The organism is Endozoicomonas euniceicola (assembly GCF_025562755.1).
GTDB lineage: Bacteria > Pseudomonadota > Gammaproteobacteria > Pseudomonadales > Endozoicomonadaceae > Endozoicomonas_A > Endozoicomonas_A euniceicola.
The window spans coordinates 1,798,302-1,813,430 of the sequence record NZ_CP103300.1 but is presented as its reverse complement, the minus strand read 5'-3'; the positions used below and the strand labels follow the sequence as shown (position 1 = coordinate 1,813,430).

15 protein-coding genes are annotated in these 15,129 nt (G+C 46.5%); 11 read left to right on the top strand and 4 right to left on the bottom strand.

All coding sequences use genetic code 11. The features are described 5' to 3' along the window. The first annotated feature begins 75 nt into the window (after positions 1–75). From NX720_RS07050 to NX720_RS07040, 3 genes are all read left to right on the top strand, one after another. Positions 76–1,053: a ribonuclease Z gene (locus NX720_RS07050; protein WP_262600320.1), complete on the top strand. Its 978-nt coding sequence runs from the start codon at positions 76–78 to the stop codon at positions 1,051–1,053. A gap of 66 nt (positions 1,054–1,119) precedes the next feature. Next, a complete protein-coding gene (locus NX720_RS07045; RefSeq protein WP_262600318.1) occupies positions 1,120–2,244 on the top strand; it encodes a hypothetical protein in 1,125 nt (374 codons plus the stop codon). A gap of 300 nt (positions 2,245–2,544) precedes the next feature. Next, positions 2,545–3,663 carry a hypothetical protein gene (locus NX720_RS07040; RefSeq protein WP_262600317.1) on the top strand — a complete coding sequence of 373 codons (1,119 nt, stop codon included), beginning with the start codon at positions 2,545–2,547 and terminating at the stop codon, positions 3,661–3,663. Between the two features lie 23 nt (positions 3,664–3,686). Here the strand turns inward: NX720_RS07040 and NX720_RS07035 are convergent, their stop codons facing one another. After that, positions 3,687–4,988: a hypothetical protein gene (locus NX720_RS07035; RefSeq protein ID WP_262600315.1), complete on the bottom strand. Its 1,302-nt coding sequence runs from the start codon at positions 4,986–4,988 to the stop codon at positions 3,687–3,689. Positions 4,989–5,182: 194 nt separating this feature from the next. On the opposite strand from NX720_RS07035, the gene NX720_RS07030 reads away from it, so the two are divergent. Further along, positions 5,183–5,803 (top strand): FKBP-type peptidyl-prolyl cis-trans isomerase, encoded by a 621-nt coding sequence (locus NX720_RS07030; RefSeq protein ID WP_262600314.1) that lies wholly within the window; start codon positions 5,183–5,185, stop codon positions 5,801–5,803. Positions 5,804–5,881: 78 nt separating this feature from the next. Here NX720_RS07030 and NX720_RS07025 read toward each other — a convergent pair whose 3' ends face one another. Both NX720_RS07025 and gpmM read right to left on the bottom strand, forming a co-directional pair. After that, positions 5,882–7,075: an RING finger protein gene (locus tag NX720_RS07025; protein ID WP_262600312.1), complete on the bottom strand. Its 1,194-nt coding sequence runs from the start codon at positions 7,073–7,075 to the stop codon at positions 5,882–5,884. A gap of 128 nt (positions 7,076–7,203) precedes the next feature. After that, a complete protein-coding gene (gpmM, locus tag NX720_RS07020) occupies positions 7,204–8,733 on the bottom strand; it encodes a 2,3-bisphosphoglycerate-independent phosphoglycerate mutase (protein ID WP_262600310.1) in 1,530 nt (509 codons plus the stop codon). 230 nt (positions 8,734–8,963) lie between these two features. On the opposite strand from gpmM, the gene NX720_RS07015 reads away from it, so the two are divergent. The 6 genes from NX720_RS07015 (at position 8,964) to NX720_RS06990 (ending at position 13,026) form a co-directional block, all read left to right on the top strand. Continuing rightward, positions 8,964–9,593: a hypothetical protein gene (locus NX720_RS07015; protein ID WP_262600309.1), complete on the top strand. Its 630-nt coding sequence runs from the start codon at positions 8,964–8,966 to the stop codon at positions 9,591–9,593. A gap of 95 nt (positions 9,594–9,688) precedes the next feature. Continuing rightward, positions 9,689–10,105: a rhodanese-like domain-containing protein gene (locus NX720_RS07010; protein ID WP_262600308.1), complete on the top strand. Its 417-nt coding sequence runs from the start codon at positions 9,689–9,691 to the stop codon at positions 10,103–10,105. Positions 10,106–10,129: 24 nt separating this feature from the next. Then, complete coding sequence (grxC, locus tag NX720_RS07005) at positions 10,130–10,381, top strand: glutaredoxin 3 (RefSeq protein ID WP_262600306.1); 252 nt, start codon at positions 10,130–10,132, stop codon at positions 10,379–10,381. A 115-nt stretch (positions 10,382–10,496) separates the two neighbouring features. Next, positions 10,497–10,973: a protein-export chaperone SecB gene (gene secB / locus NX720_RS07000; protein WP_262600305.1), complete on the top strand. Its 477-nt coding sequence runs from the start codon at positions 10,497–10,499 to the stop codon at positions 10,971–10,973. A gap of 218 nt (positions 10,974–11,191) precedes the next feature. Next, positions 11,192–11,656: a tRNA (cytidine(34)-2'-O)-methyltransferase gene (locus NX720_RS06995; RefSeq protein ID WP_262600303.1), complete on the top strand. Its 465-nt coding sequence runs from the start codon at positions 11,192–11,194 to the stop codon at positions 11,654–11,656. A gap of 38 nt (positions 11,657–11,694) precedes the next feature. Further along, positions 11,695–13,026, top strand: coding sequence for an amino acid permease (locus NX720_RS06990; protein WP_262600302.1), 1,332 nt, complete (start codon positions 11,695–11,697; stop codon positions 13,024–13,026). 185 nt (positions 13,027–13,211) lie between these two features. On the opposite strand, the gene NX720_RS06985 is transcribed toward NX720_RS06990, so the two are convergent. Continuing rightward, positions 13,212–14,384, bottom strand: coding sequence for an RNA-guided endonuclease InsQ/TnpB family protein (locus NX720_RS06985; protein ID WP_262600301.1), 1,173 nt, complete (start codon positions 14,382–14,384; stop codon positions 13,212–13,214). Positions 14,385–14,576: 192 nt separating this feature from the next. On the opposite strand from NX720_RS06985, the gene tnpA reads away from it, so the two are divergent. After that, on the top strand, positions 14,577–14,996 hold the full coding sequence (gene tnpA / locus NX720_RS06980; RefSeq protein ID WP_262600299.1) for an IS200/IS605 family transposase: 420 nt from the start codon (positions 14,577–14,579) through the stop codon (positions 14,994–14,996). Positions 14,997–15,129: the final 133 nt, after the last annotated feature.

The window sequence follows — 15,129 nt, the reverse complement described above, 5'->3', positions numbered from 1 at the left end:
TGAACGTGTTATGCTTTGGATAGATGTGTTGAACTCATATTGGGTATTGAATGTGTGTGAAGGGAGGGCTGATCAATGAGACTGACCTTTTTAGGTACTTCTGCTGGCGTCCCTACTCTGGAACGTAACGTGACAGCCCTGGCTCTGGCGCTGGATGAACAGAAGGAATGGTACCTGGTGGACTGCGGGGAAGGGACGCAGCACCGTTTAATGCGCAGTCGTTATACGCTCTCCGGTTTGAAAACGGTATTTATTACCCATGTTCACGGCGATCACATGTTTGGTTTGCCCGGATTGATCACAACAGCGAGCATGCAAAGACGCAAAGAGTTGCTGACCATTTGCGCCCCCGCCGGGGTGGAGAGTTTTGTGCGCCACGCCCTGCAATGTGCGGATGTCACAGAGCTGCCCTTTCCGCTGATATTCAAAGCAACTGACAGGGAAGACTTTGAATACCGTGATAACCATTTTTCTGTAACTTCCCACGAGTTGTCCCACCGGGTCCCCAGCTTTGCGTATCGTTTTGCAGAGAGCTGTCATCCTGGGGCACTGGATCAGGACCGGCTCCTTGCCCTGGGTATTCCCAGAGGGCCACTATGGGGTCAGTTGCAAAACGGTCTCCCGGTGACTCTCGAAGATGGCCGGATCATTGAGCCGGATCGGGTTCGCCAACCACCCCCACCTGCCCGGGTTGCTGTTATTGGTGGTGATAATGATCAGCCCGCTTTGCTTCATACCGCATTGCAGGGAGCGCAGTTAATGGTTCACGAAGCAACCTTTACGGAAGACGTTTTTCGCAAAGTCGGCCCGAAGTATATGCACAGCACCGCAAAGAGGGTCGCAGAAGCGGCAGAAGCGGCACAGGTTGACCATATCATTCTTACGCATTTCAGCGGTCGTTACCGACCTTCTCCCAAACCGGGAGAGTATGGGGTAGAGCTGTTGCGGGAAGAAGCGAAGCATTACTTTCATGGAACAGTCTGTCTGGCTGAGGACTGGGGCTGTTGGCAGTTATACCGGGACGGAAAGCTGGAGCAATTAAAAGATTGCTGAAACTTTACTTTTACTTAAGGAGCAACTTAACTTCAGCCCTCATTATCTGATGAAAAAAGTATACAGATGTTCCAATTTATAAATGGCTTTATCGCTATTGCCCTGATGGCTGTTTTTTTCCCCTCTACCCTGAATGCGAGTCGACTCCCGCTCTATCGTGGGGATGTTTTCATTATCATTGAAAAAAAATTATATCCTCATTTGGATAAAGAAAATTTAAGGAGCTGGATAGAACAACTGGAAAGTGAAGCCTGGTATACGAAAGTCCTGAAGCCTGAAACTAGCGAAACACTAACTGCAAGTAAATTAAAACAGTATATGGTTGAAAAGGGTGTCTACCTTCCCCCTAAATACCCTGCCAGGAGTAGGCGTAATGGTATTATTCTGATCGGCGACTTCCCCTACACCTCCATGAGTCTCAGTAGAAACAACGATCCAACTTCAGATCTCTGGTATATGGATACCAATAACGGGGCAAACCTTATCTTTGACCACCCTTATTCTTCGCCAAAATTAAACGTTAATGCTGGTTTTTCCTTTGATCCTCTAAGCGTGTGGGTAAGCCGCATTCAGTACATAGCGAAAGCGCCGCATCAAGACGAGGAAAGGGATATTGTAGAGGAGGGAAAGCATATCAATAATTATCTGAAGAAAAACGTTGCCTGTCGGTCTACTGGGTTTACTTCTCCTGATTGCCTGTCTGAAAATCAGTTCACAACTGAAAATTTCTGGGAATCAAAGGCTCTGATTAGTACTTCTGTTTCAAATAAAATAGCTGGGGAAGTCTTTCTCGATTCATTTGCTAAAGCTCAGAAAAACTGGAAAAAATGGCAGGATTATATTTTTAATGAGGGTTGGGAACATTGTTACAGTTTTTTAGGTGATATGTACCGTATCCATAACCAGACTCATTATCCGGCAACTACCGCCGCAACCCCGTCAGGAATTATACCATTCGACAAAATATTATTGTACGTACTTGCAATTCCTGCATTTGGGCTTGGAGTATTTGTCAGTACTTTGTATGGACTTGATTATCCATCTTCGCAGAAATATCTGGGGGCTGCCTGGGCTGTGTTGCTGGCTGCGTCTTTAGTTCCCCCGTACAACTGTTCTTACAACGATGATTACACACACAAAAGACATTACCTGCCCATACTTTTCGGTGATGGCACTTTACGTAAATTCTGATGAGTGGAGGAGATGTTCTCCACTCAATTAGTACTCAGTTTTTTAGTCAGGTGAACCACAGCGTCGGCAGAGTGCTGTTTAATCGTATTCTGAGGCATTCTCTTAAGCTGGAAATGGTATGCCTCTCCCTCCTCCTCCCGGTCTCGATTAATAATTGTTGTTCTTGCCTTCGAGTATATATGTGTGATGTCGTTTACTTTGTCCCTGATCACTGTCGTGCGTTTGAACGTGCTACGCTTTACTTTTACTTAGGGAGCAACTTAACTTCAGCGCTCATTATCTAACGAAAAAAGTATACAGATGTTCCAATTTATAAATGCATTTATCGCTATTGCCCTGATGGCTGCTTTTTTCCCCGCTACCCTGAATGCAAGTCGAATGCCGCTCTATGATGGGGATGTTTTCATTATCATTGAAAAAAATTTATACCCTCATTTGGATAATGATAATTTACGGAGATGGATAGAACAGCTGGAAAATGAAGGCTGGAAAACGAAAGTCCTGACGCCTGAAACTGACGAAACACGAACTGCAAACAGATTAAAAGAGTATATGGTTGAACGGGGTGTCTACCTTCACCCTGATCCCCTCTGGACAAGGCTTAATGGTGTTATTCTGATAGGCAATTTCCCCCACACCTACATTGATCTCCACACAAACAACCATTTAAAGTCAGATCTCTGGTATATGGATACCGACAGCGGGGCAAGACTTACCTTTAACCGATTTGTTCCGTCATCGACAATAAACGTTAATGCTGGTTTTTCCTTTGATCCTCTTAGCGTGTGGGTAAGCCGCATTCAGTACATAACGAAAGCACCATATCAAGGCGAGAAAAGGGATATCAAAGAGGAGGGAAAGCATATCAATAATTATCTGAAGAAAAATGTTGCCTGCCGGTCTAATAAGTTTATTGATTCTGACTGCCTGTCCGAAAATCAGTTCACAATTAAAAAATTCTGGGAATCAGAGGCTCTGATTAGTACTTCTGTTTCAAACAAAATAGCTGGGGAAGTCTTTCTCGATTCATTTGCTAAAGCTCAGAAAAACTGGAAAAAATGGCAGGATTATATTTTTAGTGAGGGTTGGGAGCATTGTTACAGCTATTGGGGTGATATGTACGATACCTATGACCGAACTATTCACCCGATTTGTGGCAGTTCATTCCCCGGCCCGATTCCACCGATGGATAAAATAATATTGTACTTCGTAAAGCTTCCAGCGTTGTTTATAGCTGCATCTTTGAGTGCCGTAGTTAGATGGAAGATACCATCTTCACGCGGATATGTAAGTCTTATATGGGCTTTGGCACTGGCTTATTCTTTAATTCCCCAGTACAACTGTCCTGACAAGGATTACACACACAAAAGACATTACCTGCCCATACTTTTCGGTGATGGCACTTTGCGTAACTTCTGATGAGTGGAGGAGATGTTCTCCACTCAATTCGTACTCAGTTTTTTAGTCAGGTGAACCACAGCGTCAGCAGAGTGCTGTTTAATCGTATTCTGAGGCACCCTCTTAAGCTGGAAATGATATGCCTCTCCCTCGTTAGCCATAAAATTATTCAAAACAGGAACGGAATCATAAATATCTTCGTGGGAGCCAATGACATGAATATCAATGACATCTGAAACTTTATTCTCACTCTGAAAGTCGCGCAATAAATTACGCAAGGCCGGGATCTGGTAAGTGATGATTTCTCTGACCAGTTGTTTTGCGCCATAATAGATCAGGGCGTGGTCCACAACATGCAACCAGCTGGCATTTTTTTTACGCTTATACAAATCCAGAGTACTGTCTCCTAGTTCATTATTTCGTTTGAATCCCTGAAAGTACTCAGTAATATCTCCAGCAGTCCTGTTCAAGTATAAATCCTGCATATCATTTCTGAACTCTGCGGCTTCAGCTCGTTCCCGTTCTTTACGGTCACATTCACTTCCAGAACATACCGGTGTTTTCGATAGAGCTCTTTTGGAATAGAAATGATCACCGACTATAAAGCCCAGCCCAAAGGAACTGCCTGATGGTAGTCTTTTATTTGTTCTCTGGTACTGATCATTGATGTATGAGTATCTGTGTATTGATTCCCACTTGCTGACGGGCTCAAAAGAAGAAGGCTCCGTCAGAAAAAGGATATCGTAAGTGGCTTTGAAGAGGGTCAGGTGTGGCCCCGGATCAACCTCCCTGGCAAGCTGCAGTACATAGTCCTGATCACCGCAGCCATAAATAGACTCTTTAGCAATGGTGAGACCATTGTCTGAAAAGATACTGATAATGTTTTCTTTCGCTTCATCTTCACGCTGACGGGTCTTATAAACAGGGTACTGGTATGGGTGAGTACCATTAATGGTTTCATAACCGGCTACAGCCATCACAAGGGAAAACTCAGCGTCTGGAGCCTTTAATTCCGGTTCGTTTAATGTGGATTGTGCCACCATTATTCTCTCGGTCAGCTTTCTTGCCAGTCCCGGAAATTCCAGCTCTGGGTGATCTGTTTTAGTGAGAGCGATATTACCGGCATAGCCTCTGAGCTCATTATCGCTGGCAAATTTAACACTCACCGAAGCCAGCGTTTCATGACGTCCATCTTCAATGACTTTTACCAGCACCATAAAGGCACTGCTGTTTTCGCTGTAAAGCAGATATTCGTATTTCTGGCCAGCTACTTTTTGACCAGCAATAGCCACGGAACTGGCCAACAGCAGAAATATGTACGAAAGTATTATTTTTTTGAAATCCATAGACTCACTCCACTCCGGCTTTTAAATAGACAAGAAGTAAAAAAAATAGTTCATTCGTACCAGACTGTCGGAAAACTTTTAATTCGGCTTATCGTGAGCCGTACACCTGTCAGTATTGACCACTGGGCCATTCGTGTTGCAGTCGTGCTACAATTGCCAGCTTTTGTGACAACCTCACTTGAAGTGGAAATTTAATGTCTGAATACACTAGCGTTGAAGCTCGCGTAAGCTACGGTATTGGCCGCCAGATGGGCGACCAGCTGTCCAGCAACCCAATTGAAGGCCTGTCCATTGATGCCGTTCTGGCGGGTCTGGCTGATTCCCTGAATGGTGCGCCAAGCGTGGTTGAAACTTCTGCCCTGCAGGAAGCGTTCAACGAAATGCACAAGCGCATTCAGGCTAAAGAAGCTGAGCAAGCTAAAGAGCTGTCTGCTGAAGGTGAGAAATTCCTGGCTGAAAACGCCCGGCGTGATGAAGTCACCGTGACCGATTCCGGTCTGCAATACGAAGTGCTGGTCGCTGGCGACGCCAATGCTGAAAAGCCTGGCCCAACGTCTACCGTGAAGACTCACTACCACGGCATGCTGCTGGACGGTACGGTGTTTGACAGCTCTGTTGATCGTGGTGAGCCCATCGAGTTCCCGGTTAATGGTGTGATTGCTGGCTGGACTGAAGCTCTGCAACTGATGACGGTTGGTTCCAAGTGGAAGCTGTTTATCCCTTACAACCTGGCTTACGGTGCTCAGGGTGCCGGTGGTGCTATTGGCCCATACGCGACTCTGGTCTTTGAAGTAGAGCTACTGGCTGTTTCCTGATCCGGAAGTAGCCACAGTTAAAAAAACCATTGTGTTGTGAAACGCAATGGTTTTTTTATTACAGGTTTTGGAAAAAGGTCATTGCCGACACATAGGACACTTATCAAATCCACTGCTGAGATAACTATTCCAGCAACTAGCACAGAACCAGTGCCTGCCGCATTTGGCGACCTTTATCGACCGCAATGACAGCTGGGCCAGACAAATAGGGCAAACTTCGGAGAAAGCGTATCGAATGGTCTTTGCCAATACCTCTCCCAACAGATGATGCACAATTTGCCTGAAAATGGCGACTGTAAAGGCATGGAAAAAACTGACGGTTTGAGTTTGAGCTGAACGAATCATTGCTTCATCAGTTAATACATCATTACTGTTATTAAACGGTTTTGTTAAAACATCAGCGACCCTGAATTGTTTGAAGCAAACGGCAAATGTATTATTGCCGTTCATATCGTTCATTTCCAGTCGTCGGGCTGTTATCTCTGTACCGACAAAATAGTGCTTTCCTTTAGTAAAAGAAGGCTCAAGATTCAGTTCATTGACCGATTCTTCTACACCGGCAAACACCTGATGTATCACTTCCTCAGAGAAAACACTTAACAATGAGACATTGTCTGCATCATATCTTTTACCACTCACACAGTTGGGTTCGAGAAACTGTATATTCGATAATGACTCGTCAAATTCTAAATTAACTGCTTTATGATCAGTTTTGTGACTGTTCTGGTATTTCACGACGGCATGGTATGTGCCATCCATGTCAACAACAGCAATCTTTAAAATATTCAACCCCGATTGTTCTGATAAATTGTGATAAGCATGGTGCTTAGACAACAAATTAGGGTTTAGCTCAAAAAACAGCAAATCTTCTTTATAATTCCAACTTAATTCTGGATTATATTCAGGTTCACCCCATTTTGTAATAAAATCGTACATAAGAACAATGGGCTTAGACCCCCAGATAGCGATCGCCAGAACATTGTTGCTTTTTGAATTAGCATTAGAATGCCATCCGTGGATGCCGTACTCCACAATAAACACCGCAATAAGAGACAGGTACTTTATTTCATATAATTCACCACCCGGTCTGTAGTAATCAAACACCCAATTGGCAGCTTCTTGCAGACCTCCTGCAATAGATGACAAATACCCTGGTACATTTCTATTATTTTCAGTCTGAAACTCACCTTCATCCCCCTCTGAGAATAACGTAACCGTTAACAGGAAAAGTAAAACCAGAAATGTCAGTACCTTGCGATTGATTAATAACATTAAGAGATGAGCCTCGTAGTAATTATTTTGATGCCGAGGCAATATAGCATCTCGCAGCTCACAGATTTTGCTGAACCCGGTAAACAGAAGAGCCTTTGAGACTCCCCTGTTGTACGAAGCCTGTCGCCTTAAGCCAGCAGAGACTTGCCTGTCATCTCTTCAGGCTGAGGGATTTCCATCAGACCCAGCAGTGTCGGTGCCAGGTCAGAAAGAATACCGTTGTTCAGCTTGATGTCTTTGGAACCAAAGTAGATCAAAGGCACTTCTTCACAGGTGTGAGCGGTGTGGATGCCGCCGGTTTCCGGATCAACCATCTGTTCAGCGTTACCGTGGTCGGCAGTAATCAGGCACTGACCGTCAACTTCTTTCAGGGCTTCCACCACCTTACCAATGGACTCATCAACCGCTTCCACGGCTCTAACGGCCGCTTCATAAACGCCGGTGTGGCCAACCATGTCGCAGTTAGCGAAGTTGCAGATAATCAGGTCGTGCTTGCCGCTCTTGATTTCAGCCACCAGTTTTTCGGTCACTTCCGGGGCTGACATTTCTGGCTGCAAATCGTAGGTAGCAACCTTTGGAGAGTCAACCAGTACACGGGTTTCACCTTTATAGGGGGTTTCACGGCCACCAGAAAAGAAGAACGTTACGTGGGCGTACTTTTCAGTTTCAGCAATACGCAGCTGGGTCTTGCCCAGTTTTTCCATGTACTCGCCCAGAGTGTTAGGCAGAGAGGATGGCGGGAACGCACAGACGGTGTCGATATCGCCAGCGTACTGGGTCAACATCACGAAGCCAGACAGCGCAGGCACTTTCTCACGCTGGAAACCTTCGAAGCCGGTTTCAACAAACGCACGGGTGATTTCACGGGCGCGGTCGGCACGGAAATTCATAAACATCAGGGCATCGCCGTCGTTTACTGTGGCAGCCGTTTCACCAACAACAGTGGCTTTAACAAATTCGTCATTCTCATCACGCTCGTAAGCGGCGTGCAAGCCTTCAACCGCATCTTTTGCCGTGAACTCAGCTTTGCCCAGAACCATCAGGTCATAAGCTTCCTGAACACGTTCCCAGCGGTTGTCACGGTCCATGGCGTAATAACGACCGATCAGGGAAGCGACACGGCCAAGACTTTTGTCTTTCAGCAGGGCGTCGGTTTTGGCCAGAGAATTTTCAGCGCTGCGAGGCGGTGTGTCACGGCCATCCAGGAAGGCGTGAACGTAAACTTCTTTAGCGCCACGCTGTTCGGCCAGTTCGATCATGGCATTGATGTGGTCTTCGTGGCTGTGTACGCCGCCCGGAGACATCAACCCCATGATGTGAACAGCCTTGCCTGCCGCCACTGCCTTGTCGATGGTGCTGACAAAGGCTTCATTAGTAAAGAAGTCGCCATCCAGAATGGATTTGGTGATGCGGGTGAAATCCTGATAAACCACCCGGCCAGCACCCAGGTTCATATGACCCACTTCCGAGTTACCCATCTGACCTTCTGGCAGGCCGACGTCCATACCGGAACCGGAGATCAGGCTGTTTGGGAATTCAGCCATCAGCTGATCAATGACCGGCGTTTTGGCGGCATGGATAGCATTGAACTCGGTCGCTTCACGGTGGCCATAGCCATCGAGAATGATCAGGGCTGTGGTTTTACGCTTATCTGTCATGGGGCAAACCTTGGCAGTATTGAAAAAGGTTCGCATTTTACCTGCTTTTGTAGGGGGTTTCAGCACTGTTTATCGATAAGCGGCAGGGTGATGAAAGGAGTTGATAGTGTATTGTTATTGCTGGAATTTAGCGATACATCCTGTTCCGTACTTCATGCTGGATGAACTTTTTTGTTCACTGCCGGTCTTTAGACACTATGAAAGCAATTGTTTAAGAAAAGGAAGTCTATATGGACGGAATAGCTAAATCACCTTCAGCAGTGACTGTCACAACCAGTACTTGTCAGGATTTGCAAGCGTTAATGCCAACAAAGGTAACAGAAGCTGTAGCTTTTGCGATGAATGTCAAAAAGGAGACTGCTGATGAGAGTGCTTCTGTGAGAAAACGCTCAGCAGATGCGTTGGTTAATCATGATCGCTGCATTCCCCCGACACCGGCTGAAACAGATAAACCCGCTCCCAAAATAAAGAAACCTAAATCATATGTGCTGATACCCCTATCAGCATTTGTACAAGAATCAACTCAGAGTAGGAGCGCGAGTGAGAGCGCGAGTGAGAGCGCGAGTGAGAGTGCGAGTGAGAGTGCGAGTGAGAGTGAACAGGAACAAGAGCCTGTCACGCAGCCATCCTGCATTGTAAGAGACGAGCCGTTATCTTCATCACTGGACAGTTTTCCAGAGTCAGATACCAATCCGTTTGATACCGCTTTTAAGGAAGCACAGTATGATGAAGCCGGGAAACTGAAAAATCCTGATAGTGTTGCGGGAGATCACCTGGAGGAACAGTACGGCCCCTTCCGTAAACCCCCTGAATTACAGAAGCGGGAGCAAGCCCTTTTGCGTTCAACCACCAGAATGTGATCCACGTTTGCCGCCCGATAACGCCACCTATTACAAAATCGGGTGTTCTGACGTTATAATCCCGCCTTTTCCGATTCAGAAAGACTGGTTAATTCATGGCTCAGCTACTCGAATTTATAGGTAATCACCCACTATTGGTGGGCTCCCTGGTGGCGCTGATTTCAGCGCTGGCGTTCACCGAAATGCGCAAGGGTGGTCACAATATCAGCTCACAGCAACTGACTCAGCTGGTCAACCAGCAGGGTGCAATTGTCGTGGATGTTCGTGAAAAGGCCGACTACAACAAAGGTCACATTGTCGACTCCATCAGCATGCCGTTTGCCAAGGTTAAAGACCGTGTGGCAGAACTGAACAAGCACAAAGACAAACCCATTGTCATTATTGACGCCCAGGGGCAACACGCTGGCATGGTGGGTAAACAATTTAAGGAAGCCGGTCTGCAACAGGTTCTGCGCCTGCGCGGTGGCCTGAGTACCTGGACTGCCGATGGTTTACCACTGGTCAAAAAGTAAAAGTGCTATTTGAGGTATAAAGGCATGAAGTCCGTCACCATTTATATTTCAGCCACCTGTCCGTTTTGCCAAAGAGCAATGCAACTGTTGGATAGTAAAGGGGTTAACTACCAGACTGTCAGCGTTGATGGCCGTCCTGATGTTCGTCAGGAAATGACTCAGAAAGCCGGGCGACACACAGTTCCTCAGATCTGGATCGGCGACACCCATGTGGGTGGTTGCGACGATCTGTTTGCACTGGAATCCGCTGATAAATTAAATGATTTGCTTGCTTGAGGCTTGAATTATTTTATGCCACCCCCATTGATGGGGGTAAGCGATTTTTAACGACTGTTTGCCAGCACTTATAAACAGGCTGAGCAGACATTCCAACCAAAGTAAGGAATTGATAATGGCTGAGAAACAGCAAGAGCAGCAGCCTCAGTTTGCACTGCAGCGTATCTATGTAAAGGACCTGTCCTTTGAATCCCCGAAATCTCCTGAGATATTTCAGGCTCAGTGGCAACCGGAAGTTAAGCTGGACCTGAACACCAGCAACCGTCAGCTGCATGAAGACATGTTCGAAGTGGTGCTGTCCCTGACCATCACCGTTGAAAACGGTCCGGAAGACAACCGTGAAACCGCATTCCTGGCTGAAGTTCAGCAGGCGGGTGTATTCCTGGTGAAAGGTCTGGCTGATGAAGAGCTGCACCGTACTCTCGGCGCGTTCTGCCCGAACATTCTGTTCCCTTACGCTCGTGAAACCATCGACAGCCTGGTTCTGCGTGGCAGCTTCCCTCCGCTGATGCTGGCACCTGTAAACTTCGACGCCCTGTACATGCAGGCGCGCGAACAGGCTGAACAGAAAGAAACCACTACGGTTAACTGATTCTGCTCAGTTCAACAGGTTTCAAAGACTTGCTGTGTAGATGCAAAAAACGGCTACCTTTCGGGTGAGCCGTTTTTTTTACCAAATATATCCGGCTATTGGCTATTGGCTATTGGCTGCTCATACAGCCATCAACCAATAGCTAACAGCTAACAGCTAACAGCTAACAGCTAACAGCTAACAGCAATATACTCTTTATTAAATGACACACCATCCACATGTTCCATATAGCACTCTTTGAACCTCGAATAGCCCAGAATACCGGCAACATTATCCGGCTGGTTTCCAATAATGGCTGTCAGCTGCACCTGATTGAACCACTGGGTTTCGACCTTGAAGAGAAAAAGCTCAGACGTGCCGGACTGGATTATCGTGATATGGAGCGCATTACCCTGCACAGGGATTTTGATGCGTTTGCTAAAGCGATGGGCGAACGCCGTATTCTGGCGATCACTACAAAAGGAAAACGGCACTACCATCAGGTGGATTACCAGCCCGGCGATGTCTTGCTGTTTGGTGCCGAAACTCACGGTTTGACTGACGAGGTCAGAGCCAGGCTGAAACAGGACAACATGTTACGTATCCCCATGTGTCCGGATAACCGCAGTTTAAACCTTTCCAACTCAGTGGCAATTGTCAGTTATGAGGCCTGGCGTCAGCAGGGCTTTGAGGGTGGTTTGTAACTGTAATTATTTTATTAATAATTATTCAATCACTTGGTGTGTCCTATACTCTCCCGGTATTTGTCGATAGATGTCGGGAGCTTATGTCTGATCAAAGTCTTGAATCGCCCGTTGGCGAACCGGATGCCCAGCTGCGCTGGACAACAAAAGATACAGGCTGGATGTTCAGCCATGTTGGCACCGGTATTGGTGCCGGTCTGCTGTATCTTCCCATTAATGCAGGCATCGGCGGCTTCTGGCCCTTACTGTTGATGGCTCTGGTCAGCGGGCCTATGGTGTACTTTACCCATCGTACCCTGACCCGGTTCTGCCTGGCTTCCAGACACCCCGGCAATGATTTTTCAACGCACGTTGAAGATACTTTCGGCTCATCCGTCGCAAAATGGTTGATGCTGGTTTGTTTCTTATCGATGTTCCCGGTCTTGTTGCTCTATACCATCGGTATCAGCAATGTGACAATCAGCTTTTTAGTCAATCAGCTGAACTGGGCAGAACCTTCACGTCCTCTGGTTGTGTTGCTTCTGGTGGCTGTCATGGTTGGGGTCTTTCTGGGAACTGAGCAAAGACTGTTGAATCTGTTCCGGAGAATGGTGCTTCCATTAACCATTGTGCTGCTTGGTATCGCACTTTATCTCATTCCACAGTGGCGAATAGATTATTTGATGCAGCCGGTTTCTGTACAAAAGGGCGCAGAAACCTTTCTACTGGCCCTGCCGGTACTGGTGTTTTCTTTTTATCACGCCCCGGTTTGCTCTACTTTTGCCCGGTCTTACCGGCAGGAAAACCCTGACCTTCACGCCTGTATTCGCAAGACAGACAGTATTCACAGACGCAGTGCAATGATACTCCTGATCATTACCCTGTTTTTTGTTTTTTCCTGTGTCATGGCACTGACACCGGAACAGCTGGCACAGGCAAAGGCAGATAACCTTCCAACGCTTTCTATTCTGGCTAATCAGCCAGGTAACCGGTTCTTTTCAACGATCACGCCAATGATTGCCTTTGTTGCAATTATGACTTCGTTCTTTGGCTTTTTTCTGGGTGTGATAGAGCTAATGAATGGCCTGTTAAGCCAGGGAGTCCGATCTTTCCGTCCCGGCAAGGTGGTATCAGCAGGCCATGTTCACAGAATCAGCCTGTTTATCATCGCCTTAAGCTGCTGCGTGGCTGGTGTGGGGAACTGGAGTGTTCTCGGTATTATGGAAGCCATTGTCGCTCCAATGATGGCCGTTATTATCTTCTTTCTGCCGATTGCGGGCCTGTACCGGGTTACGAAACTTCAGCAGTATCGCAAGCCTGTTCAGGATGTATTTGCTCTCGTGGTTGGTGCAATGGTAATCGCTGGTTTTGTTATTTCGCAGTTGCTTTAAAGCCCCTGTCTGTTCAGAGGGTTTTGCAGAAGGTCTGAGCATCAAAAAAAGCCTATAGGCCTTAATTCAGGTGTAAATATGAATACGATAACAACATAAACCTGATTAGATTAAATATTAAGATAGCTCCTACTGAGTACCTGTGTGACTGCTCCCCCACCCTATCGGGTGAGGCTTCTGATTTCTTAGGCAGCAACCGACAGTCTGCCGGATTTACGCAAGCCTCCATCAGCAGAAACGGACAGTCCTTCCGCCTTTAATTTCAATATGCCTTGCTTCTTGATATTGCGAGCTGCATTAATATCCCGGTCATGGATAGCACCACAGCTACACTCCCATGATCGGATTCTCAATGGCATTTTTTCCTGTTTCAAATCGCAGAATGAGCAAATTTTAGAGGATGCAAACCACTGGTCTATCTTCACCAGATGTTTACCTTCCTGCTTTGCCTTGTATTCGAGTTTGGTTATCAGTGAGTGCCAGCCAGCATCAGCAATAGAACGAGCAAGACGCTTGTTCTTGAGCATGTTTTTAACTTTCAGTGTCTCCACAATCACCGCTTGGTTTTCGTCGATGAGTTGTTTTGATAGCTTATGCTGAAAATCATTACGGGCAAAGGCTACACGCTCATGCGCCTTTGCCACCAATAAACGGGCTTTGTGCCTACCTTTTGAGCCTTTCTTGCAGCGAGATAGAGCCTGTTGTTTTCTTTTCAGGTTACGTTGTGCTTTTTTCAGAAAGCGAGGATTGCCAGTCTTATGGCCGGTACTGGTGATAGCCAGATCAGTAATCCCCATATCAACACCGACAACCTGATTAGCTTCAAGATTATCAATCTGTTTTGGTTGTTCCTGGGTATCATCAGCCAATATGGAGGCAAAATACTTGCCGGTTAGCGTTCTGCTCAGGGTGATAGACTTCACCTTACCCACTATTTCACGATGCACTTTAGCCCTTATGGGCTTGCACTTGGGGATTTTTATCCAGTTATCGCCCACAGAGACAGACGTACAATGGTAGCTACTTTGCTTGCCATGCTTTTTCTTGAAGCGAGGAAATCTTGCCTGCAATTTGGGATTGAAAAAGTTTTGAAAGGCCGTATCCAGATTGATAGTGGCCTGTTGCAGTGCAATAGAGTCAGCGTTTTTCAGCCATGAGTACTTTCGGCTTTTCTTGGCTTTTGCCAGCAAGGGCTTCAGGTGTTTTTTGGGAGAAAGGCTCTGCCCACGAGCCTTGTAATAATGAACCTTAATAGCCAGGGCCTTGTTCCATACGAACCGCACAGCATCAAACTGACGGTCGAGAAATTCCGCCTGCTCTGATGTTGGATAGATTCGTACTTTGGTGGCTCTCAGCATGGAACGTTATTTCAGTGCTCATTAATATAAAGTTTATATTATAGGTATTTGAAAGAGGTTTTCAAGTGAGCGCACACAATAAAGATTTGCTTAGGGGAACGGAAGGTTAGAATATACCGCTGTTGGCTATTAGCTTTTGGTGGTTGGCTGTCTGAGCAGCTAATAGCCAACCGCCAAAAGCCCGGTAAGACATTGAATGCTGCGCCCCTTAAAGGGTATCTTCGCAAACGACATAGCGTTACCAAGCTGGTTGTTCATTTGGTGTTCACGACAAAGTACAGGCGAAAGCTTTTTGATGGCTATATGATCAAGCAGTTACGGGAGTCGTTCGAGAGTGCATGTGAAAAACTGGAATGCCAGTTACTTGAAATGGATGGCGAAAAAGATCACGTACACCTGTTGGTGGCCTACCCACCAAAACTGGCTATCAGTGTCATGGTAAATAATCTCAAATCAACATCATCAAGACGGTTGCGAATGCTGAATACCCACCTTACTGCTCAGAGCAAAGCAGGCTTAATGTGGTCAAGGTCTTACTTTGCTTGCAGTGCTGGCGGTGCAACTATCGAGACTCTGAAGGACTACGTTAATAGCCAGAGTACACCAGATTGATGGCGGAAGGCTCTGCGCCTTCCCGTCTTATATCCCCGCCCGCATTGGGCGAGGGTTTACGACGATTTTGCTAACGGCACAAGCATTGACGATCAGGATTCACGGTGGCAAGAGTCATTGCATAACTGTCTTT

Bases quoted from the DNA above. Each gene is read 5' to 3' on its own strand.
- NX720_RS07050 (WP_262600320.1), top strand. From the start codon at position 76: ATGAGACTGACCTTTTTAGGTACTTCTGCTGGCGTCCCTACTCTGGAA.
- NX720_RS07045 (WP_262600318.1), top strand. From the start codon at position 1,120: ATGTTCCAATTTATAAATGGCTTTATCGCTATTGCCCTGATGGCTGTT.
- NX720_RS07040 (WP_262600317.1), top strand. From the start codon at position 2,545: ATGTTCCAATTTATAAATGCATTTATCGCTATTGCCCTGATGGCTGCT.
- NX720_RS07035 (WP_262600315.1), bottom strand. From the start codon at position 4,988: ATGGATTTCAAAAAAATAATACTTTCGTACATATTTCTGCTGTTGGCC.
- NX720_RS07030 (WP_262600314.1), top strand. From the start codon at position 5,183: ATGTCTGAATACACTAGCGTTGAAGCTCGCGTAAGCTACGGTATTGGC.
- NX720_RS07025 (WP_262600312.1), bottom strand. From the start codon at position 7,075: ATGTTATTAATCAATCGCAAGGTACTGACATTTCTGGTTTTACTTTTC.
- gpmM (WP_262600310.1), bottom strand. From the start codon at position 8,733: ATGACAGATAAGCGTAAAACCACAGCCCTGATCATTCTCGATGGCTAT.
- NX720_RS07015 (WP_262600309.1), top strand. From the start codon at position 8,964: ATGGACGGAATAGCTAAATCACCTTCAGCAGTGACTGTCACAACCAGT.
- NX720_RS07010 (WP_262600308.1), top strand. From the start codon at position 9,689: ATGGCTCAGCTACTCGAATTTATAGGTAATCACCCACTATTGGTGGGC.
- grxC (WP_262600306.1), top strand. From the start codon at position 10,130: ATGAAGTCCGTCACCATTTATATTTCAGCCACCTGTCCGTTTTGCCAA.
- secB (WP_262600305.1), top strand. From the start codon at position 10,497: ATGGCTGAGAAACAGCAAGAGCAGCAGCCTCAGTTTGCACTGCAGCGT.
- NX720_RS06995 (WP_262600303.1), top strand. From the start codon at position 11,192: ATGTTCCATATAGCACTCTTTGAACCTCGAATAGCCCAGAATACCGGC.
- NX720_RS06985 (WP_262600301.1), bottom strand. From the start codon at position 14,384: ATGCTGAGAGCCACCAAAGTACGAATCTATCCAACATCAGAGCAGGCG.